General features: G+C 41.6%; 14 protein-coding genes and 1 riboswitch. Of the genes, 5 read left to right on the plus strand and 9 right to left on the minus strand.

Annotated elements, in window-relative coordinates:
- Window positions 1-146: 146 nt before the first annotated feature.
- The 3 genes from MHH52_RS23975 to MHH52_RS23985 form a co-directional block, all read right to left on the minus strand.
- Entirely contained in the window at window positions 147-1,943 is a 1,797-nt protein-coding gene (locus MHH52_RS23975) for a hypothetical protein (RefSeq protein WP_340004804.1), read from the minus strand.
- 30 nt (window positions 1,944-1,973) lie between these two features.
- Window positions 1,974-2,057: riboswitch (cyclic di-GMP riboswitch) on the minus strand.
- 834 nt (window positions 2,058-2,891) lie between these two features.
- A complete protein-coding gene (locus MHH52_RS23980) occupies window positions 2,892-3,356 on the minus strand; it encodes a phage tail protein (RefSeq protein WP_313637123.1) in 465 nt (154 codons plus the stop codon).
- Window positions 3,357-3,858: 502 nt separating this feature from the next.
- Window positions 3,859-4,545 (minus strand): cadherin-like beta sandwich domain-containing protein, encoded by a 687-nt coding sequence (locus MHH52_RS23985; RefSeq protein WP_340004807.1) that lies wholly within the window; start codon window positions 4,543-4,545, stop codon window positions 3,859-3,861.
- A gap of 49 nt (window positions 4,546-4,594) precedes the next feature.
- On the opposite strand from MHH52_RS23985, the gene MHH52_RS23990 reads away from it, so the two are divergent.
- A complete protein-coding gene (locus MHH52_RS23990; protein WP_340004809.1) occupies window positions 4,595-4,993 on the plus strand; it encodes a chloride channel protein in 399 nt (132 codons plus the stop codon).
- A gap of 109 nt (window positions 4,994-5,102) precedes the next feature.
- On the opposite strand, the gene MHH52_RS23995 is transcribed toward MHH52_RS23990, so the two are convergent.
- Both MHH52_RS23995 and MHH52_RS24000 read right to left on the minus strand, forming a co-directional pair.
- Complete coding sequence (locus MHH52_RS23995) at window positions 5,103-6,680, minus strand: response regulator (RefSeq protein ID WP_313637122.1); 1,578 nt, start codon at window positions 6,678-6,680, stop codon at window positions 5,103-5,105.
- Between the two features lies 1 nt (window position 6,681).
- Window positions 6,682-8,505, minus strand: coding sequence for a histidine kinase (locus tag MHH52_RS24000; RefSeq protein ID WP_340004812.1), 1,824 nt, complete (start codon window positions 8,503-8,505; stop codon window positions 6,682-6,684).
- A 198-nt stretch (window positions 8,506-8,703) separates the two neighbouring features.
- On the opposite strand from MHH52_RS24000, the gene MHH52_RS24005 reads away from it, so the two are divergent.
- The 4 genes from MHH52_RS24005 to MHH52_RS24020 all read left to right on the plus strand — a co-directional run bounded on the left by MHH52_RS24005 (window position 8,704) and on the right by MHH52_RS24020 (window position 14,029).
- Entirely contained in the window at window positions 8,704-10,056 is a 1,353-nt protein-coding gene (locus MHH52_RS24005) for an ABC transporter substrate-binding protein (RefSeq protein WP_340004813.1), read from the plus strand.
- Window positions 10,057-10,152: 96 nt separating this feature from the next.
- On the plus strand, window positions 10,153-11,025 hold the full coding sequence (locus MHH52_RS24010) for a sugar ABC transporter permease (RefSeq protein ID WP_313637119.1): 873 nt from the start codon (window positions 10,153-10,155) through the stop codon (window positions 11,023-11,025).
- Window positions 11,025-11,849 carry a carbohydrate ABC transporter permease gene (locus MHH52_RS24015; protein WP_313637118.1) on the plus strand — a complete coding sequence of 275 codons (825 nt, stop codon included), beginning with the start codon at window positions 11,025-11,027 and terminating at the stop codon, window positions 11,847-11,849. The genes MHH52_RS24010 and MHH52_RS24015 overlap by 1 nt, the downstream gene beginning before the upstream one ends.
- 44 nt (window positions 11,850-11,893) lie before the next feature.
- Window positions 11,894-14,029: an alpha-galactosidase gene (locus tag MHH52_RS24020; protein ID WP_340004814.1), complete on the plus strand. Its 2,136-nt coding sequence runs from the start codon at window positions 11,894-11,896 to the stop codon at window positions 14,027-14,029.
- A gap of 139 nt (window positions 14,030-14,168) precedes the next feature.
- Here MHH52_RS24020 and MHH52_RS24025 read toward each other — a convergent pair whose 3' ends face one another.
- From MHH52_RS24025 to MHH52_RS24040, 4 genes are read right to left on the minus strand one after another with little or no spacing between them, the layout of a single operon-like run.
- On the minus strand, window positions 14,169-17,030 hold the full coding sequence (locus MHH52_RS24025; RefSeq protein WP_340004815.1) for a right-handed parallel beta-helix repeat-containing protein: 2,862 nt from the start codon (window positions 17,028-17,030) through the stop codon (window positions 14,169-14,171).
- Between the two features lie 24 nt (window positions 17,031-17,054).
- Window positions 17,055-17,735, minus strand: a complete 681-nt coding sequence (locus MHH52_RS24030) for a hypothetical protein (protein WP_340004816.1) — start codon at window positions 17,733-17,735, stop codon at window positions 17,055-17,057.
- Window positions 17,736-17,749: 14 nt separating this feature from the next.
- Window positions 17,750-18,889, minus strand: coding sequence for a glycoside hydrolase family 88 protein (locus MHH52_RS24035; RefSeq protein WP_340004818.1), 1,140 nt, complete (start codon window positions 18,887-18,889; stop codon window positions 17,750-17,752).
- Window positions 18,890-18,916: 27 nt separating this feature from the next.
- Entirely contained in the window at window positions 18,917-20,971 is a 2,055-nt protein-coding gene (locus MHH52_RS24040; RefSeq protein WP_340004820.1) for a hypothetical protein, read from the minus strand.
- Window positions 20,972-20,992 lie beyond the last annotated feature (21 nt).

Consider the following 20,992-nt stretch of genomic DNA (forward strand, 5'->3'; position numbering starts at 1 on the left):
CTTGCGGAGCTGATCTTATAGGGTCATCTTTATAAGCAAATTTCGTTAGGCCTCTAACTTTTACACTCCCTTTGCATGGTCAAAAAAAATTGGGAAGTCCCCAACTAATCGTTGTGAACCCCCCAATTCATACAGGCATTTATTATTTATTTGCGGTCTGGATTTTCCTTAGAGTATGCTTTTGCCTTTTCCGCAGCACCTTCTAAAGTTGCGCTGTTGACAATGCCGAAACTATGTTCCTCTTCGAGAATTGTCATTAATGTATTGTAATCAATAGCGCGGTTTTCTTCTGTGCCATGGTAATATTGACTTTCCAATGTAGACAGAGCATGTAAAATTCTACCTACGATACTGTTGTAACTATTGTTCACCTTCGCTAATGTATCATAGACATATTTAGTATCCTCATTTTCAATTCCGTTAAAACGAACACCGTTTACCCGATCTACTGCAGCACCGATATAACTGGCCATTAACTCCCAGTTTCCATATTTAGAAAAGTCCGCTTCATTTAACATCTTTTCTGTTAATTTGGCTTCATGTACTGCTCTAGCCAATTCTAATTTTAATTTATATTGGTCTAAAATTTTTGTTGCAGAGTCAATCGTTGTTTTGTTTACATATTCAAAATTCAAGTTCGATTCTTCTTTGATAATTTGATCCAATTGAGCAACAGCTATTTCTTGGCCCTCTAGTCCGCCCTGATTAAATTGAACTTCTAATCCATTGATTGCATGTTGAATACGTGCCACAACACTGTTATAGCTTCTGTTCACTTTATCTAAAGTATCATAGATTACTTTTACTTGAGAGAAATCAACACCTTCCCCTCTTAGCCAGTCTGCTCTATCCACTGCAGCTTTCAGATAACTGGACATTAATTCCCATTGACCTTGTTTTGTAAAGTCAGCAGTTTCTAACATTCCTGTTGTTAGCTCTACTTCCTTTAACCCATAGGATAACTGTTCCTGTTTCGTTCCCGTTAGAACTTCAGCGGTTTGAGGCGCTGCTAATTTTGCTTTATATTGGTCTAAAATTTTCGTTGCTTCTGTGATCGTCTTATTATTGACATACTCTTTGTCTTCTGCAATTATTTGCTCCAATTGTTGTACGGCAATTTGTTGACCTTCTGGGCTTCCATTAGCAAATTGAACCTCTAAACCATGAATTGCATGTTGAATTCTTCCTACGATGCTATTGTAACTTCTGTTCACTTTAGCTAACACGTCGTATACATATTTAGTGTCTTCATTTTCAATTCCGTTAAAACGAACGCCGTCAACACGTTGGACAGCAGCCCTAATAAAGCTAGACATGTATTCAAAGCTTCCGTTTTGTGTAAAATCGTGCTCTTTTAACAATTGTTCCGTATATTTCGCTTCATGTACTGCTCTGGCTAGTTCTAATTTTAATTTATATTGGTCTAAAATTTTCGTTGCAGAATCAATCGTTGTTTTGTTTACATATTCATAATTCAGGTCTGTTTCTTCTTTAATAATTTGATCCAACTGTGCGACTGCAATTTCTTTCCCTTCTAAACTACCATTCGTAAATTGAATATTCAATCCACTGATCGCATGTTGAATTCTTCCTACAATGCTGTTATAACTACTGTTAATTTCAGCCAATGCAAGTTCTACATTCTTTATATCATCAGCCGTGATTGTGTTATCACTATTTTCACCGTATACAATTTTATATGCATTCATAAAAGTGGTGGACATTTCTTCAAAGGAGCCCTCTTTAGTAAAATCAGATTCCCTTAACATAGCTAGTGCTGCATTTAAATACGTTCCAACAGATTGATGTAATGTATTACTTTGAGCTGACTCAACACCTACAGCAGACACTTCAGCAAATGCCGATTCTGATACCCCTCCTACCAATGTAGCGAATAATACCCCTGAAACCATTAGCTTTTTTGCTTTTGCCTTCTTTGACATTTCTATTCCTCCTAAAATATGTTTTTATATTTTTAAAAGGAGTGGGTTCACTATTAGCTTCACATATTCCAAGTGACCATATACAGAATACGCTTCATCGCATCCATTAAAAAACTATATAAGTAAAATTTCATAGAGCAAGAAATGATTTCCATTCAATCTGGGCTATTATACCATATTTTCCAGAATAGAAAATCTATAATTTCTCCTTTTTATGGGATTTGGCCATTATTTTGATGTTTTTTCCATATCGAGGACTACTTCAACCAACTAAGGACGAATTTGAACGAGGAGGAAGAGAGCTTGGGACGGAGCGTACATTGTTGTTTTCGAAGCTGGTGACAAAGCCCGTTACCTCGACAACATCTAGATGAATCGTTTGGGACAGCCCCTTTCCTTTTTCACTTTTCGGAAAATCTCCAAGACTGACCCCTAGTTTAAATCTTCAATTTACCACTATTTATGATACGGTTCAGCTTAACATCTATAAGGCGAAAAAAAAGGAGCCCCCTATTTCTAGAGGTCATCCTATTCCGAATACTATTACCGTATTTGGATCATGAAATAAGGTCCGTTCTTATAATCGAAAACGATATTATTTCAAGGATTTCAATAGATGCGCCTATATCAAACCATGAAATATTTCCACTAGCTTAACAAGTGTCTGCTGTCATTATGGAAATCTCTTTCGTTGTTGTAGCGCTTTTTTAGCATTGAATTCGAAGCTTGGCTTGCGGAGATAGCAAATAGACAAAAGCCTCTATTCCGCCACTCGGAATAGAGGCTTATATTATTCTCACTCAAAGGGTGCGAGCAGCAACTGACCAACAAGTTCTTGCAAGTCGAACCATCCTGTACCCAAATATTTTCGCACCCATATAGGCTTGATCCAGCATAGACGACACAGACCACAATGGCTGGATTCCTCCACTTGCGCTTTTGCTTACTTTAATATTGTCCTTTAATTACAAAAAACGAGCCCCGAATTGTACCGGCTAGTTTAGACTTCTGCCTAGCAAACTTAAACTTCTCTTCTAACTCCTTTGGTACCTCCATCCCCTCAGAAAGCTTAAAACCAACGGCCCGCTTCTTAGGATCATCAACCGTATACATAACATTGACCTCAAGACCATCTTCATAAAAGACATAGGTAAATTTTATATTTCCCACTTGAAAACGCGACGTTTCTAAGGGTTTGGCTGCAAACTCAATATTCCGTTCTTCTTTCAAAATTCGGTTCACATAATCAAGGTTCTCCTGACTTTCGCTAGCTGGGACAACTGTAAATTCATGCTCGTACTTGTTCATAAAGTAACGTGCTTCATTAGCACGTAAACCAGCAAGTGCTTCTACAACAGGTGAAGACTCTAAACCAACCGTAGACACATTTTTAAAATCAACGATATACGACATTTCCATCTCTCCTTTTCTCTCTTTATTCCCTAACAACAGGAATCAATAACTAAAAATTTAATTATATTATATCAAAAATAATCTACACACATATATTCAAATCCATGCCCGCGACAAGGTTATATTTTCGCATTAATCGGCGGATCTTCTTGTGATTCACGGTGATCAAAATGCTCCAAACGCATCTTGATCACCAAAGCACCAGTTTTTCTTTTTAATGCGTCGAAGTGTTCCTTAATAAGAGAGCAAAATCATGCTCGTCGTCTGCTGCACGAAGTTGGCGCTTTTACTCGGATCCAAGCCATCTGTAGTAGCCACTGTGGCGAGCTTAGATAGATAGCGTGTCATCTGACTTAACCCATGGGCTCGCAGGGTGTGATAAATGATTTCGTAGAGTTACAAAGGTAGCAATATCCCGCTCCTTTCCAATATTCTGACTAAAACACAAAAGACCCACAATAAGGTCATTTTTTTTAGAAGTGTCTTTCTTGTGGGTCACAGTTCACTTGGCAGGCTTAGGCTTCTTTATTTCAGATGTGTCCCATGTCGAACACATATTACTTATGACCCTCGTGTCTTCAAACCCAAATTGATCAATAGGCAGTGTATAGTTTCCTTTAGATAATACAAGTTGTATAGTACTGTGATATTGTTGTAGTAATTGTATTAAACTACCGTTTAACTCCCCGATAAAAACATCCGAATTGTTATTGTCCTGGATTGTCAAAATGGAGTGTTCACCTTCCTGCTCAAGGATTTGAGCAAGAGTATTGAAATCGAATTTTAACGTATTAACCGTCTGCCCATTGCTTAGAGAAGCAGAGATTGTTCCAACAGAAACCGTTTTACCATTAATCCAAAATAGATCTGACGTAGTGGTATTGTTATTCCCGCTACTTCCATTACTTCCACTACTATTACTACTTTCTCTTGTCACCGTGACGGTATACATTTGGGTTGTTCTTACCGCTGCGGTCACCACGATCGTTATAACATTATTTCCTATGTTCAACGGTACAACCTGCTTATCTCCACTGGTCACAGATGAGCCATTTACCGTTACCGACGCACCTGCATCCACTGTTGTTGACGTTATTTCAATGCTCGTTACTTCATTACCTACGCTTGCTGTATAGCTCGTTGTTGATGCATTAAAGGATGGCGATAGCGTTCCACTGCTCAAGCTCAAACTGCTTAAATCGGCACTCGACGTTGGAGAACTGTTTGCATACAGCGGTATGGAGTTTGCAAGCTTTACTATGAAGACCTTTAGTCTTATTGAACTTATTGCTTTTATGCCTCTCGTTATTGCAGGTATGCTATTCGGTGCATTATTCTTGCTTTGCCAGAAGCTTGTAGCGGTTGTTTTTGCTCCGCTTGCAACTCACAAATTTGCTCGTGCGATCATAACTGGAATGGTGCTTGGCGTAGTTGGCATGTTTTTGCCGTATACGATGTATTCCGGTGAGGAGCAAATGCTTGAGCTGGTCAACGACTGGCAGTCGTGGTCGATCATCATACTATTCATAACAAGCCTGATAAAAATGGTCATGATCAACGTTTGCATTTCGGGTGGCAACAGCACTAGGACAGCCGATCATCGTTGCCGTCTTATGTATGCTGTTTGCGCCTATTAAAGCTATTATAGCGATTGCGGTTGCGGCCTTTATCGGCGGCAAATCTCACGATATCTTGAAGAAGAGTTCAAGCTGCTAATAGAGGCTGTGCCCATCATTGAGCGGTGAACTATCCTTGAGATAGTCCACTCTTCGTTATAGATTCCTTATATTCAGAAGGACTCATGCCCGTTGTGTTTTTGAATACCCGAGAGAAGTATTGCTGTTCAGAATACCCTATAATTTTGGAAATATCTTTGAAGTCAAGCTCAGCTTGTCTCTCAATCAATCGCTTAGCCTCATGAATTCTTAATGAGGTAAGGAATTTCATTGGCGGCTCTCCGCTATACTTCTTAAAGACCCTGATAATGTAGGAGGAATTGAAATTAAATTTCTCTACTAGAGTAGATATAGTTATCGGTTCAGACATGTTCGTGCGAATATATACTTTTAGCTTGTTGTAAAGCTCCTCGGAGGTGTCGATTCCTTTCTTACGAGGATAGATATAGGTGTACATACTATTGTTGAATAGCTGCAAGACATCACTGAAAAGGCTGTTGAAATGGTTGGATATTGCAACAATCTCATATAGTTCTTTTTCAATTGAAGCCAGTACATTATCGTCTTCACAGCCAAGCAGTATTAACAATTCTGCCGCAAGCTTGACAAGCAGCTTTTCTAGCTGTCTTTGTGTGATACTGCTATTTTCCCATTGGGCGAATAAATGCAATAGCTCGCTGGGCAACGAATCGAATTGTTTTTGCTTCACTAAAGTCTTGATGGAATTCATGTGTACAGAATCGTAATTATGATATGGTCTATCAGTTGATTTTCGATCCTTCATTGTAATCAGCGAGGAACGGCAACACAGCAACCCCTGTACAAGAGCAACTCTCATACTGCGTGTCGTATTCCCGATATCTTCTAAGCTCACTAGGGTTTCTTCTGTGCAAATCGTAATGGGAATGGACTCCAGAAGAGAAGTTGAGATCACATCCCTTAAAACTGCTGGATCACAAGCATGCTCACTCCCAGCTATGATAAGGAATCTTTGGTTGAATAATTTGTCATTGATAATCCACCTTGGCACAGATTCATCCCAACTATTGGCTGTCGCTATTTTAGACCAATCGACCATGGACCAAAGCCGTTCGAAGTAGTCCGTATCGAGGACATCGGCTGTGTTAGTATACAGATTGCCAAGACAAATTAAATGTACTTGAAAATGTACATTTTTCAAATATGCTGGGCGAGCTTCCATAGGTTTTATCCCGTATATAATATTTTCGATTGTATCGTTCGCAAGCTTGCTTGCTTTCATTTCTAGTCTGCTCTTGATGCTTGTGATGGTCTGCAATAACAGCTCTTTTTTAATAGGTTTGAGAATATAATCAGTAACTCCTAGTCTAATTGCTTGCTGTGCATAGGAGAAATCATTATATCCGCTAATAATAACAACTTCTAATTCAGGTTTAATTTTTTTTGCCTGCTGTATTAACTCCAAACCATCCATAGAAGGCATATGAATATCAGTGAATAAGACATCTGGCTTAAATTGTTTGATCAGCAGCAAAGCATCCTCCCCGTCCATTGCAGAGGAAATGACTTTGAAATTAAGGTCTGTTAGTTCAATTTTTTCTATAATATTGTCCAAAATGATTTGTTCATCCTCGGCCACTACAACGCTAAATACGCCCCTGCTTGTCATCTCAATCCCCCCCATCTGATCTGCTTCCTCCAATTGTTATAATTGCACCACTGTTATGATCGTTTGAAATTTCAAAGATGACATTATGATTATACAAAATCTTAAGTCTATAATAGATGTTGATCAGACCAATTCGATCTAATGATTCGGCTTCCTCTCCATACTTGAATCCTTGGTTATTTACCTTATCCATGATCTGGATATATGTTTGTTTATCAAATCCGGTACCATTATCACTTATCGTAATTTTCCAAGATTGAGCGGTATATACTCCCTTAATTGCTATATTCCAAGGCGGTTTTTGTGTAAAAGCATGCTTAAAACAATTTTCTATTATTGGTTGGATGAGTAGCCGGGGAACCTGGATATCATTCATTTCTTCTGGTATGTCAATGTCGTAATTAAATTGTTTCATATAGCGGATTTTCATGAGTTCCAAATATTTCAGCATATAATCCAGTTCATCGGCAATTGTGACAGATTTAGATCCTTCTACGGCAATATAGCGCAGCATTTCAGAAAGATTGTGACACATTTCTACAATCTCGTCTTGATTATTATTTTCGGCTTTAATACTGATAATCGCCAGTGTGTTATATAGAAAATGAGGATTCATTTGGGCTTGCAAAGCAAATAATCGAGCTTGAATTTCATGAGATTTAGCAGATACAGTCTCTTCAAGCGAAGACTTTAAGCGATCGCACATGTCTAAGAAGGATTGATTAAGCTCTTCAAGCTCATTTAATGATACATTGTTGTTCAGCCTAGGATTTAGTGTATCTAAACTCAGAGTTTTAATAGATTTGCGTATCCGTCTAATTGGAATGGTCAGGCTTTTGGAAACAAAGAATGTAACAATCATAGTAATGAACAAAATGATAATGCCAAAGAAAAGTAAATCATTTCGGAAGTTGATTACCGGCTCTAATAGGATGGATTCAGACTGGATCAAGGCAACAGTCCACCCAGTAAATTCAGAACGAGTATAGGAAACGCTTTCACTTCCGTGATTGTAACTATTTTTTATTGTAAAGGTATTATGAAGCTCGGTTTTATCTTGAATGCTGTTCCAATAAAAGGGGGATAAATCCTTTAAGTTAGTATTACCGGGTTGATGAGGATAGACTAAATCGCCCTCTGAATTGTATACATACACGTTGAAATTCAAAGAAGACTGATCATTAGCGGGATTAACGGATCTTTCGATAAGGTTCTCAAATTCTTTATATTCTTGCTGGATTTCTACGATACTGTCAACTTTAGCTCCAAACACTTCGGAGAAAGCCCTGGAAAGAGAAATGATTATCGATTCAGAGTTATCCCAATCGTTAAGACGAGGCATTGAAATGCTTCTTTTGCCATCCAGTTGCAGAACTGGCTGGATCCACTCTTTACTGCGTACAATATTGGGATCTAAATCGTGGACATCGTACTCCTTTCCAAATTTGACGAAATGACCATTCAGGTCGAATAGATTCATTTGATAAAATTGAAATGGGGTGCCAGTTATTGAAAATAACATGCTTGTAATATCCCACTTATTATGAAGGATGGTCACTTCTGTGTCAGTGCTTTTAGAAAAAAACAACTGTTTGACTGGCTGAGCACTAATGACTCGTTCTGCTATTGAATCCATATATTTAAATTGGGAATCTAGCTTATCAGATAAATTCAATGAAAGCTGAAGATTAGATTCTGAAGCCTGTTTTTTTAATACATGGGCAGTTGAGAAGTAAAAGGAAATTCCAAGTGAGAACAAGATTACAAGAATCAGACTGGAATAACTGACAAATAATTTAGACTGTATACGTTTAAATTTAATCATGATAGTCTCCTAATTGCTTGTTAATAATATTAAAATTATAACATACTTAAAAAAATGTCTTGTATGAAAGTTGAAATGTAAGAGGTCAGTAATATCCACATATTGTTGTCAGTAATCGATATTTAACAATGGATTGTAAGGGGTTACAATTCAGTTGTGATCACTAGATAAGATTTACCAGTAAAGGGGAGATTAGAAATGAAGAAAATGAATGCAAAAGTATGGATGACGAGTTTATTAGTACTTTGTTTTGTAGTAGCGTTAGCTGCTTGTGGATCTGGCAGCGGTAATAAGCCTAGCCCGACGAATAATAATACGCAAGCACCAGAAGGGGCAGACACTGGAGGGGATAAGAAAAATGTTACGTTGACGTTCGTATCGTCTCAGAACTGGATGAATAAGGGGTCTAAAGTAGATTCCGAGCTTATTGAAGCTTTTACAAAAGAAACGGGCATTAACGTAGATTTACAAGTGGTACCCGATGATCAGTATACAAACGTATTGAAAACAAAGATGGCTTCCGGTGAAGTGCCGGATATTTTCATGGTTGGTGCAGGTGCTGGTGCACAAAAGTATTTACCAGAGAAATATTTTGCTGATTTGTCCAACGAAGAGTGGGTAGGACGCTATGCACCTTATGCTAAAACCGGTACAACTATCAATGACAAAGTTAGCGGTTTTATGACCTGGAATGTGGATGGTTGGGGAATTTTATATAACGTGGAGTTATTTAAGAAATATGATTTGTCTGTACCTAAAACGATGGATGAGCTAATGCAGGTAAGTGATGTATTAAAAGAAAATGGCGTTGAAACGCCATTATATATGCTTGGTAAAGAGGCATGGTATTGGGCAGTTTGGTTCTCACAGTTTGGTCCAAAGGCTGAGCAAGCTAACCCGGGCCTATATGACAAGCTTAACAATCAAGAGTTGAAGTTTGCAGATGTGAAGGAATTTGAAACCTTTTTAACGGAGTACAAAACCTTGTACGATAAAGGCTACTTCGGTAAAAACTCTCTGTCTAACCCATGGGATTCTGGTTATGAAGCAATGGGAACGGGAAAAGCGGCCATGTTATTGATGTATCAATCCTATCAGTCAGAGGTTGCTGAGAAATATCCAGATTCCAAAGCAACCGAATGGGAAATGTTCCCGATTCCACTTGCAGGAAATGATATGTACTCCCATTCTGCTGGCGGAAATATGAGAGTAGCCTATAAGGATTCTAAAAATTTGGATAGCGTGAAGAAATTCTTTGACTTTTTGGCAAAGCCTGAAAATTTGAACACTTTCTATGATGGTCGTCCTGATTTGGAATCCAATCCATCGTTCGTAGATGTAGAAAGCAAACCGTCTCAAGCAGGTAAAACGATTATCGAAAACTCACCAGGAGGTCAAGGTCTGGATATGGAATATGGGGTGCTTTACTGGGACAACACCATTATTGGCAAATATATTCAAGAGCTTATGCTTGGTAGTAAAACACCAATGCAGGTACTTGAAGCAATCGACAGCGATCGTCAAAAATCGTTCGATGCTTTAAATCAGTAATTACTATTGCGGCTGATGAGACGGAGCGTTTTATCAGCCTGTTTTTAGTTTGCATGAACGTTAGAATAAGAACATTAAAAATATGAGGTAACTACTATGTATGTAAACAAAATATATTCCAAAAAATTTATTTTGCCTGCTTTAATTATCTTTTTCCTGTTATTTCTGCTTCCAAGCATCTTAGGATTTTATTATTCCTTAACAAACTGGAATTCCATGAGCGAAAATATTAAGTTTATAGGTTTGGCGAATTTCAAAGAAATATTTAGTGATACCGGCAATTTTATTTTTATGAAAAACACGTTAATGTATGCCTTTTTTACAACAGTATTGAAGGTTATTATTGGGCTAGGCTTAGCCCTTATGCTTAACGAAGGTATAAAATCTAAAGGTTTGTTACGAACGATTTATTTTTTGCCAATTATTATTTCCAATTTAATTGTTGGTATAATGTTTCAACAAGTTTTACATCCGGCGAATGGTATATTGAACCATGCTCTTGAATTCATAGGACTTAGCTCCTGGACACAAGCTTGGTTGGAGGATCCAAGTTGGGTAATGTGGTCGACTATCGGCGTTGAAGTCTGGAAATCAGCAGGATTTGTCATGATTATCTTTTTAGCGGGATTGCAAACTGTGCCGAAGGAAACAATCGAAGCAAGTGATATGGATGGAGCTAATTATTGGAACAAACTTATTAAAATAATTGTACCTTCTATTGCACCATCCATTTTAATAAATACGTTATTAAGTATTATTTCGGGTCTAAAAGTGTTTGATGTTATTTTTGCTCTAACAAATGGCGGACCGGGAAGATTTTCTGAAGTTATTAATATTACAATCTTTAATCAATTCTCAATGGGGAACTATGGATATAGCACCGCTTTAGGTGTCATTATGTTTATCTTCCTAGCAATTATTTCAATTGGTATTATTATGATATTTACAAGAAAGGAAACGAATAGTTAATGAAGAAGCGGAAACGATATTTGAACATTACTAAAGAAGTATTCGCATGGGTGCTGAGCCTCGTTATATTAGTTCCTTTTTTGATGGTTTTATTAAATTCAGTCAAATCAGTTACAGAGGCTGCCACAATGAGTCTTGCGCTTCCAACAGAGATAAAGTTCAGCAACTATGTGGAAGTATTGAAGGACAAACGAATTTACACTTCATTTTTTAATAGCTTATTTTTGTCAACTGCTGCTTCATTAATTACTCTTATTGTTTCATCAATGGCCGCATTTGTTATTTCACGGAATAGATCACGTTTCAATATGGTTATTTATTCGATCTTTCTGCTTGGTCTGGTTGCCCCGATGAACTATGTTACAACAATGAAGGTTATGCAGATATTGAATATTATTAACACATATACGGGAGTTTATTTGCTATATTCCGCAATCTTTATCCCGTTTACTGTGTTCCTGTATTTTGGCTTTATTGGCAGTATACCTAAGGAGCTTGATGAGGCCGCTGTCATTGATGGTTGTAAAGGAGGAGGATTATTCTACAAGATTATCTTCCCATTGTTAAAGCCGGTCACTGTTACAGCCGTTATTATTAACTTTTTAAATTGCTGGAATGATTTTGTTATTCCGTTGTACTTCCTTAATTCATCAGGAAAATGGGGGATGATTATGGTAATGTACAACTACTTTAGTACGTATATTAGTTCTTGGAATTTGGTATCAGCAGCAATGATTCTTAATTTGCTTCCTATTATTATAGTTTACGCGATTGGTCAAAAGTATATTATTTCAGGTATGACGGCAGGTGCTGTTAAAGGCTAAACCTAGATAGAGAATTCAAATTATAGGAAGAGTGAGGATGTAGCGTGTCTATTCAAGTTAATGAAGAACATCAATTGTTTTTATTGACTACCAAGAACATGTGTTACGGAATTGGAGTTGATAACAAAGGGCAATTATTGCACACTCATTGGGGTGAAAAAGTTAAAATTGAAGATTGTATTCATTTGCTACAGCCCTATTACCATTCCCATTTCGATGCGGAAGTAGATCGCGAAAGAGAAGAATATAGTCCATGGGGTGGTCTGAGCTTTACCGAGCCAGCGCTTAAAGTGAAGTTTCATGATGGTGTAAGAGATTTGAAGCTGCAATATAAAAGCTATAGTTTACATGTATCGGATGATATGTTGGACGAGGGTAGTATCCTTGAGATCCACTTGCAGGATGCGTACTATTCTCTAGACGTAAACTTGACGTATAAAGTTATTGCTGAGTTTGATTTGATCGAGCGTAAAGCAAGCTTGACTAATAAGGGAACTGAGCCTATCCAGCTGGAAATTGCACAATCTGCAGTATGGTCAATTCCTGCGCTTGAAGCATATAGAATGGTTTATGTGACCGGGAAGTGGCAGGAAGAATTCCAGATTAAATCATGTATGCTTACAGAGGGAAAAAAAGTAATTGAAAGCAGACGTGGCATTACGAGTCACCATGCCAATCCTTGGTTTGCTGTCGATAATGGAGCAGCCAATGAAACAAGTGGCGCAGTGTGGTTCGGTTCACTGGCTTGGAGCGGAAATTGGAAAATAACTGCCGAAAAGACAGCGTTCGGAAATGTGCGGATTGTCGGTGGTATTAACGATTTTGATTTTGAGTGGAGTTTGAAGGCTGGAGAGACATTTGAAACGCCTGCCTTTATTGGTGGTTACACGGCTGAAGGTTTCGGAGGTATGAGCCGAAGGCTACATGGCTATCAGTTAAAATACATTATGCCGTCAAGTAAGCAGACCACGTATAGAAAAATTCTTTATAATTCTTGGGAAGCTACCGAGTTTAATGTAAGTGTCAGGGAGCAAACGTTTCTAGCTCAAAAAGCAGCAGAAATAGGTGTTGAGCTATTCGTAATTGATGATGGCTGGTTTGGTAAACGAAACCATGATAAGGCTGGTCTTGGTGACTGGTATGTAAATACTGAGAAATTCCCTAACGGATTAGGTGAATTAATTGAGAGAATCAATACGTTGGGCATGGATTTTGGTTTGTGGGTGGAGCCGGAAATGGTTAATCCGGATAGTGAATTGTACCGTAGTCATCCTGACTGGATCTATCATTTCCCGAATAGAGAAAGCTCATTGGCCAGAAATCAATTAGTGCTTAATTTATCTAAACCTGAAGTAAAGACATTTATACTTGATTTTATGACTAAACTTTTGCAGGAAAATAATATTAAATTTATAAAGTGGGATATGAACCGCGCAATTAGTGAGCCAGGTGGGTTGCATGATCCTGCGCCGGAGCAACGTGAGTTTTGGGTTAGACATGTGTTGCATTTGTACGAGATTTGGGATGAACTTAGAACTTGCTTCCCGGACGTTACGTTTGAAACATGCTCAAGCGGTGGAGGAAGAGTTGACTTCGGTATGCTTCGATATGCTGACCAAGCTTGGGTTAGTGATAATACGGATGCATTTGATCGTCTGAAAATACAAGAGGGATTCTCATATACGTATTCAGCCCAGTCTATGATGTGCTGGGTAACAGATTCTCCTGGCCATGCGAATCATCGAAGTGTATCGTTGAAATACCGTTTCCATTCCGCAATGATGGGTTCGCTTGGTATTGGCGGTGATTTGAATAAATGGACAGATTCAGAGCTTATTGAGGCAAAGGAACTGGTGGCTCTTTATAAAGAACTAAGGCCTATGATTCAGCAAGGTAAGCAGTACCGTTTGCATTCACCGCGAACAGAGCCAACGACGGCTGTACAATATGTGAATGATGATGGAAGTGAATCGGTTATATTTGTATTTTTGCACTCTCAGCAATTCGGAAACTTTATGCCAAGGCTCCGTCTCAACGGCTTGCAGTCTGATCAAATTTATCAGGTAGAGTTGGCCGAGCCATTCACAATGAGCGGCAGCGGATTGATGAGTATTGGTATTCCGATAGCATTAGGCGGAGACTTTGACAGCGTGCTGATCCGTGTTCGTGTGGTTGGGTGAAGCTATAACCTTGATAGCATATCTCCGAATATTTGCATCCAGGTTCCTTTAGATCAGATATTGAACACCTATTCTTGATACCAATTTATAACGAAAAAGAGGGGAGCAATTATCTGCCCCCCTAGTATTTTGCAGTAAACTATTGAATAAAAATATCATCAAAGTAAGTCGTCGTCGTATTTCCAGACCAGGAGTCACCGATAACAATGCGATTAAAGCTTGTTCCGCCCGTCGGTGAAGCAACCAGTACTCCGTCAATATACATATCGACTTTCGTACCCGAAGTGTAATCCCACTTCAGTTCGTGCCAACCTGTCGTTCTGCTTACAGAAGTTGCAGTATATGTTCCGTCTAGACGGACCGAATACTTGGTGGTAGAGGTCGGCGTATTGACCGCGATTCCACGGATTGCCGAACTATTGTCAACAAAGCCCGCCACTTGCATGTTCGTTGCGCTTGCATCATCATAGAACCACATCGTTACAACTTTATTTTGCAAAGAATGGAACGTCTGTTGGATCGCATCCATATCCTCGCTTACAAGGTAGCTGTAGATTCCTGAGTGTGCTTTTGCACTGCTGAGGGATGGCGTACCTTTGCCTGGGACAGAGATCCAGTTTCCTAGGCCGTTTTCGAATCCATCGAAGGTATACATGGATTGATAATAAGGATCCAATACGAGACCCGCATCATCCACGTATGCTTCCCCCGTTGTGAAAGTCTTTTTTAAAAAAATTTTGGCGCTCGTTTGCGATGGACCTGTCTTGAATTTCACCTTCACAAAAGTCCAAGTTGAACTGTTTGAAGAAGCGCTGACCTCTGTATCACCGAAGTCCGTCACGCCGAGAACCGCGTTTTCGCCCGCGGGTGAACGCAGCCACGCTCCCGCGATATAATTCGTGTCAGGCTCAAGGCCTGTAATGGTTTTCGCGATCCCATCCACGCTGCCGCTAAGCTTTACACCATTGAATTGCGATCTCGACATCCCCGCATTGGCTGCTTTGCCCCAATGATTGTCGGCAACAACCGCGGCATTTCCGCCATCCGTTGTCGTCCAACTGCTCAGATTGCCCCATTCAAAGCCACCATTGACCACCCGATTCATTTGAGGTGTATCCGGTCTTGTATATGTCGGACTAAGTGGACTTGCAAAATTGTGACCTGCAGTCCAGTCCTCACCCCCATATTCGTAAGCTCCGATGTCCGGAGCGCTTCCTGTGTATCCATCGGTAATCCCCGGAATCACCTTGCCTGAATCCTTGGCCGTTGATGTAGACAACAAACGGAAATTGGCGTTCGCTTCATCTACAAATCCCGGTGAACTGGTCAAATTAAACCCATGTTCTGCGTTGGCTGCGGTTACAGTATCCACACCTTTGATGATATTATTGTATATTTTGTCGCCATACATATCTTGAGCGAAAACATCTCCCCACGCTCCGATCGGAGACGTATTGGACCATACGGTATTGTTATAAACAAGATTGTAATTAGACGGTGTATTCAATCGAATGCCTTCGTTGTTCCACACGACATTATGATGCAAAATAAAATTGTTTGTATAATTATCCAGATATATTCCTGAATTCGCAGCGGCTGCTTTATTATCGTGAATATAGTTGTGATGGATTTCCGTATTTTGACCGTCCGTATTCGGCCCGTAAACCATGCCCAAATCTGTGGTCAGCCAGCCTGCGTTATAAATATTGTTGAATTGGATTTGATTAGCAGTCATTCCGCCGCTGAAATAAACCGTCACACGCCCGGCATCCGATACGGTATTATGACTGATCAAGCTGTTCGCTCCCTGCAGGTTGACGAGACCTTCCCAGTTCGGTACATAGCCGCCGTCGTGAATATAACTGTTAATGATATTGTTATTCGTTCCTTTTACCGTAACAAGACTGCCCGAGCTATAAGCGATCTCGCTATCGCGTATCTCGTTATAGCTGCCATTAAGAATAATTCCGAGATTCGCTTGTTCTCCGGCGCTGGTGTTCAAATTATGGTGCGAAACGTATTTGGCTGCAATCTCCTGCAGCGTAACATGATCTGTGGAGTTATCCGTCACAATCGTGGAAGCAGTGATTTGTATCCCTTTAACGTTGATGTAGGATTTACCGGATAAATCAAAAGCATTGTTTCTCCGTTTGGCTTCAACCATGAGGGTAGACGGATTTCCGCCGCCAGGAGCCCACAAATAGAGCTGACCGTTCGCGGAATCATACCACCATTCTTTTGCGGTGTCCAACGCTCCTTTAATACCGGTCAAATAATACCTATTTCCAGATTTAGGATCATAATAGGTTCCTGTACCCTTTAAAGGCTGTATAGTCAGCTTCTTTAAAAAGGAATCGTACCCCGTCACGGTTGAAGTTTGAGCAATCCACGCACTTCCGCTTGTAGTCCAAGTCGTCGCGCCCTTCCAGAAATTATTTCCACCCGGAAGCGAGGTATCGTAAATATTGGTCGCATTCGTAAATGTACCCGCTGACGATGTTGTAGGATTCAGTAACGTTCCTGTCTGGTTAGGCCAACGAGCTTCATCCATCAATGCTCCATTGACGAACACTTGATTTCCCGCCCCTAAACTCCATGGCATCGGAGCTTTATAGATGTTTCCACTGTCTTGCGTCCATCCGGTAACGACATCATTGCCACTGACAATTACTTTCTCATCATTGTAATTTTGGTAAGTAATTTCACTCCCGTTCGTCCCAGAATGTAGCGGGATCACCGTTTCCCTGTATGTTCCTCCACGGATGAGCACCGAATCGCCAGCTGTCGCTGCTTGAGCGGCGCGTCCAATCGTTTGGAACGGCGTACTTAAAGATATCCCGTCGTTGGCATCACTTCCATTCGTATCTACATAATATGTAGCGCCTGCAGCCATCACAATCGAATGATTCATAATTAAAGGAAAAGACAACGAAGCAATTAATACGACACTTAAACAGACTTTGTTAAATGGCTTCAGCCACTGTCGGATTCCGGTTATCATTGTGTTCACTCCTCGCTAATTTGGTTACAGGCTACTTCCCTGGATTCTCTCCATCTGCATCCACAAAATATCATTGCCCGACTCATCTTTCCAAGGAATAAAGTGAGGTAGCATCGCTTCCTGCCAATGGACCGGAGATTGCCGCGTATGAAGAAGTCCTTGAGGTTTATGTCCACTCGTCAGGCTGGGCAACTCATGATACGAAAAGATCAGTGTGCCGAACATTCCGATCATATAGGTTTGATTAAAGCTCGACGCCGCTTCTTCCTGTTTTTGAAAATGGTAATAGATATAACTTGCTGCCATCTCTGGACGTAAACAAGCGACCGAGCCGATACGCTCATCAATGTGACGGTGATCTCTCCAAGATGAACGATCTGACGGCACCCCGTCGTGAAAAATATCGATTAAAGGTACTTCGAAACTCTCCGTGGATCCGGAAGGATGCCCCTTACTTAACGGAACTGACGGCCAAGTTTCCAAGATCCGGCTATAATGCCGTGGCCAGCGCCACTCTGCGTATTCTGATGAAGGGTCTGCTTCCGCGTAAATAAACACAAACTGCTGTAAGACAAAGATGGAAACATCGTATAGTCCCTGAGCTGTCCAATCCCTTCGAAGAGACTCAACATCTGTATTCACCATTTGGCGGAACTCGCTTTCGGAGTCACGCCGAAGTTGGGAATAATATAGCAATCGTTTCATACAAGTAACTCCCCTTACCAGAACGTATCTTTGATGCCCCGCAGCTTGCAAATAGCTTCCGCAAAAAAATAATCTCCGTATATAATGGGTACGTTCACATGAGTCTTTCGCGGACTATTGGCTGTACCAAACAGCAAAATCGCTTCTTCGTGCGGATCATTCCAGGTTGTATATCGTTCATCTAACTTACGAAGCAGCTTCTCAGCCGCATCAAGGTACATACGGGATTCACTTGACGGTACCAGCAAACTAAGCTCTAGTAATCCGCTTGCCGCACATGCGGATGCCGTGGAATCCATGGCCATTCCTTCTTCCCAAGGCGCCCGGAAATCCCATGGCGGAAGACCGTCATCCGGCAAATTTGCAAGAAAAAAATCGGCCGAACGCTTGGCGGCATCGATATAGCGTTGATCACCGGTATATCGAGCGCTTAAAGCCATCCCGTAAATCGCCCATGCAGTGCCGCGGGACCAGGCTGAATCCGGGTCATAACCTTGTCCGCCAAGCGCTTCCTGACGTTCTCCCGTCTCCGGATCGAAGCAGACGATATGATGAGTCGAACCATCCGGCCTTAGGAACTCACGCAGCGTGGTATCCGCATGCAGCCTCGCGATATGACGGAAACGCGGATCCTTGGTCTCCTCGCTGGCCCAATACAGCAAGGGCAAATTCATCATGCAATCGATGATCGCCCAACCGACCCGTTCCGGCTGATTCCAGGCCCGAATGAATTGTCCAGCAGGATTGAAGCGTCCCGCTAGATGACTTGCCGCGGTCATGGCCCGTCGTCTGGAATCCTCATGGCCAAGCAATTTGAACTGCGCCACGGAAGACAAGCTCCACATAAAGCCTACATCGTGATGAAGCGGGAAAAAATCATATAGCACCAAATCCATTCTTGCTTCGGTAAGTGCTGCAACTTCTTTCAAACGTTCATCTTTCGTCTCACGATATACAAGCCACAACAGTCCTGGCCAGAAACCGTTGGTCCACCAATCCGCTTGTTCGCGATTATATTTGCCATGATACGAAGCGTATGGAAAATCCGCTCCGATCGATTCGCACATACTCTCGACTTTTCCAATAATTTTGCCCCAGGTCTGTTCAAGCCAAAGTTGACTTTCCGAATCAGGATGCGGCTCGATATTCTTCATCTCAATCTCCTTCCGGCCCTGACGGCCTTATTGTTCCATCGTTAGTGAGAAGTGTAGGGTGATTTCCTGTTTATCTTTTCGCGTCCATTGGGCCAGCTGATAATGACCGTTCCGATTCGGCATTCGTCCGGGCAGCAGTTCCAATTCCACGCCATTCTCTGATTCATCCGCCCACACGGTATATTTGGCGTGACCGTAGCTTACCGTAACCTTGCTTCCTTCAGAGATGACGGTTGATTGTTCCGTCCCATTCGTCACCAGCAGCGGAACGGTAACACCAACTGCAGTTATCTCAGCCGCTTCAGCTGAATGCAGCTTCCAGGTAACCGTTGTTCCCTCCATACCGATCTGGTAAATTTCCTCAATACGTTCCGCACTGCCATTTCCCGGTCTGGGGAGAACGTCACTGATCGCACGCTGATATACTTCATTAACGTTAGCGCCGGGCGTGTTCGGATCCAAAGGATAGGCCTTTGGCTGCGGGCTTGCGATATACGACACAGAAAAGCTTAAATCCTCTTCCTGACTTTCCAGCAACGATAGTTCATTTATCCAATGAAGACTTTCCGCATTTAAAGGTTGCCCCTCCACATCCAAGGCGTGGAACACTTCATGCTGTCTGCGGCCGTAATTGGCCAGTCTGTACCAAGATCCATGCTCATCTCTCCATGTAGGGCCAATGGCTGTCGGAATCAACGGTGCGGGAATCGTCTGTTTGGGACGATAAAAAATCCACGGAATTTCCCCATCCAAGCCGGCTATTCCCGTTGACAGAGCCGTCTCTTCCGGAATTCCTGACCGATGTAAACGGACAAATCCGGTTGCGTCCTGACCCATCTGGGCAGCGGTATCCAAACTTATATGATAGCCGCCTTGTTTCGGTCCGGTAGTTGCATAGATGCGATGGAAGGAAGGTAAATGCAGCACAAAACCTCCGACATCGCATGGTGCGGCCGCTTCTTCAATAGAGTCATCCGCATCCATATAGCACGAAACAGCGATCTGAGCGGCATACAAGCTGTACGTGGAATGATAGGCGTAAAATTCGTAACCAACCCGCTCTGCCACAGGAAAGCGATTTTTAAAAAGGCGAAATTCTTCAGCATCGTCTACCCATCGTAGAATCGATTGGTAAGATAGATGTGCGACGCGTTTAAACGTTCTTGCCCACAACAAATCTCCATTTCGAAGGTAATAAGCCGCCTCCCTTTCACAAATATGAGTAAAGGACAGCTCATTCCAGAGCAGCTGGTTGCTACGGCCTCCGCAGCTTGTAGCTCCGGTAACGGATTGCGTAAACAGCATGGTTTGGGCTCCGCGATGAAGAAGAATCTTCAACAGTTCCGCGGATGCCCCCTGGTATCCGGCTTCCAGCACTCCGCTTAACTGATCTCTGGCTGCCAGATCATAGGCGGCAGGCAAATTCGGATCCCGATATAAGCCCTCTGGCGTGAACCGTGTCAGTTGATACGGTAAGTACTTGTCAATAAAGCTGGTCGTATCGGTTAGACCGGAGCGATACCTCATCATCTCCCCGTGCATTGCATACGTTGCCCAATTGCGTATTTGCCGGATATCGGGGAAGTTTCGCTCGGTTTGCGAATAGGTAAGCTCCGGCTCGAACCGCTGCAAATTGCAACGCCAGCGTTCAACACGGAAAGAATCTGCGAAGCCAGATAACAGCTCATATGCCAGAACCAGCATATGGGATGTGAAATCCGCATGATCGTCCGGGACCTGGTTTTCCCCAAGACAATAGCTGCCCCAGTCCATCGCTTTCAGAATGGTGTCCTGCAACTCCGGACACCGGCCTGAATGAAGAAGTACAGCACCTGCCTTGACGAAGGATGCCGTTGCATATTCATGTTCTTTTCCGTCCTTAGGATCGAGAACAGCACCTTCCTCAGTAACATAAGGCAGAAAGGCGCGAAGCCGCCCTTCGGCAAAATCCAAATAATGCTCTTTTTTTATAGTGGTCGTCTGAACGGACACGTGGGGCTGACGAGATATAAAGTCATTCTTCAGCCCTGCGATAGGATCGGCTATTGCAAGTTTATTTAAATAAGAGGTATGAGCGTTCATCCTGTGCTTCACTCCTTGTTA

The sequence above is a fragment of the Paenibacillus sp. FSL K6-0276 genome (assembly GCF_037977235.1).
In the GTDB taxonomy this organism is placed as follows: Bacteria; Bacillota; Bacilli; order Paenibacillales; family Paenibacillaceae; genus Paenibacillus_AQ.

What these genes read in the sequence shown, in the direction of transcription:
- MHH52_RS23975 (WP_340004804.1), bottom strand. Translation starts at nt 1,943, where the DNA reads ATGTCAAAGAAGGCAAAAGCAAAAAAGCTAATGGTTTCAGGGGTATTA.
- MHH52_RS23980 (WP_313637123.1), bottom strand. Translation starts at nt 3,356, where the DNA reads ATGTCGTATATCGTTGATTTTAAAAATGTGTCTACGGTTGGTTTAGAG.
- MHH52_RS23990 (WP_340004809.1), top strand. Translation starts at nt 4,595, where the DNA reads ATGGAGTTTGCAAGCTTTACTATGAAGACCTTTAGTCTTATTGAACTT.
- MHH52_RS23995 (WP_313637122.1), bottom strand. Translation starts at nt 6,680, where the DNA reads ATGACAAGCAGGGGCGTATTTAGCGTTGTAGTGGCCGAGGATGAACAA.
- MHH52_RS24000 (WP_340004812.1), bottom strand. Translation starts at nt 8,505, where the DNA reads ATGATTAAATTTAAACGTATACAGTCTAAATTATTTGTCAGTTATTCC.
- MHH52_RS24005 (WP_340004813.1), top strand. Translation starts at nt 8,704, where the DNA reads ATGAAGAAAATGAATGCAAAAGTATGGATGACGAGTTTATTAGTACTT.
- MHH52_RS24010 (WP_313637119.1), top strand. Translation starts at nt 10,153, where the DNA reads ATGTATGTAAACAAAATATATTCCAAAAAATTTATTTTGCCTGCTTTA.
- MHH52_RS24015 (WP_313637118.1), top strand. Translation starts at nt 11,025, where the DNA reads ATGAAGAAGCGGAAACGATATTTGAACATTACTAAAGAAGTATTCGCA.
- MHH52_RS24025 (WP_340004815.1), bottom strand. Translation starts at nt 17,030, where the DNA reads ATGATAACCGGAATCCGACAGTGGCTGAAGCCATTTAACAAAGTCTGT.
- MHH52_RS24030 (WP_340004816.1), bottom strand. Translation starts at nt 17,735, where the DNA reads ATGAAACGATTGCTATATTATTCCCAACTTCGGCGTGACTCCGAAAGC.
- MHH52_RS24035 (WP_340004818.1), bottom strand. Translation starts at nt 18,889, where the DNA reads ATGAAGAATATCGAGCCGCATCCTGATTCGGAAAGTCAACTTTGGCTT.
- MHH52_RS24040 (WP_340004820.1), bottom strand. Translation starts at nt 20,971, where the DNA reads ATGAACGCTCATACCTCTTATTTAAATAAACTTGCAATAGCCGATCCT.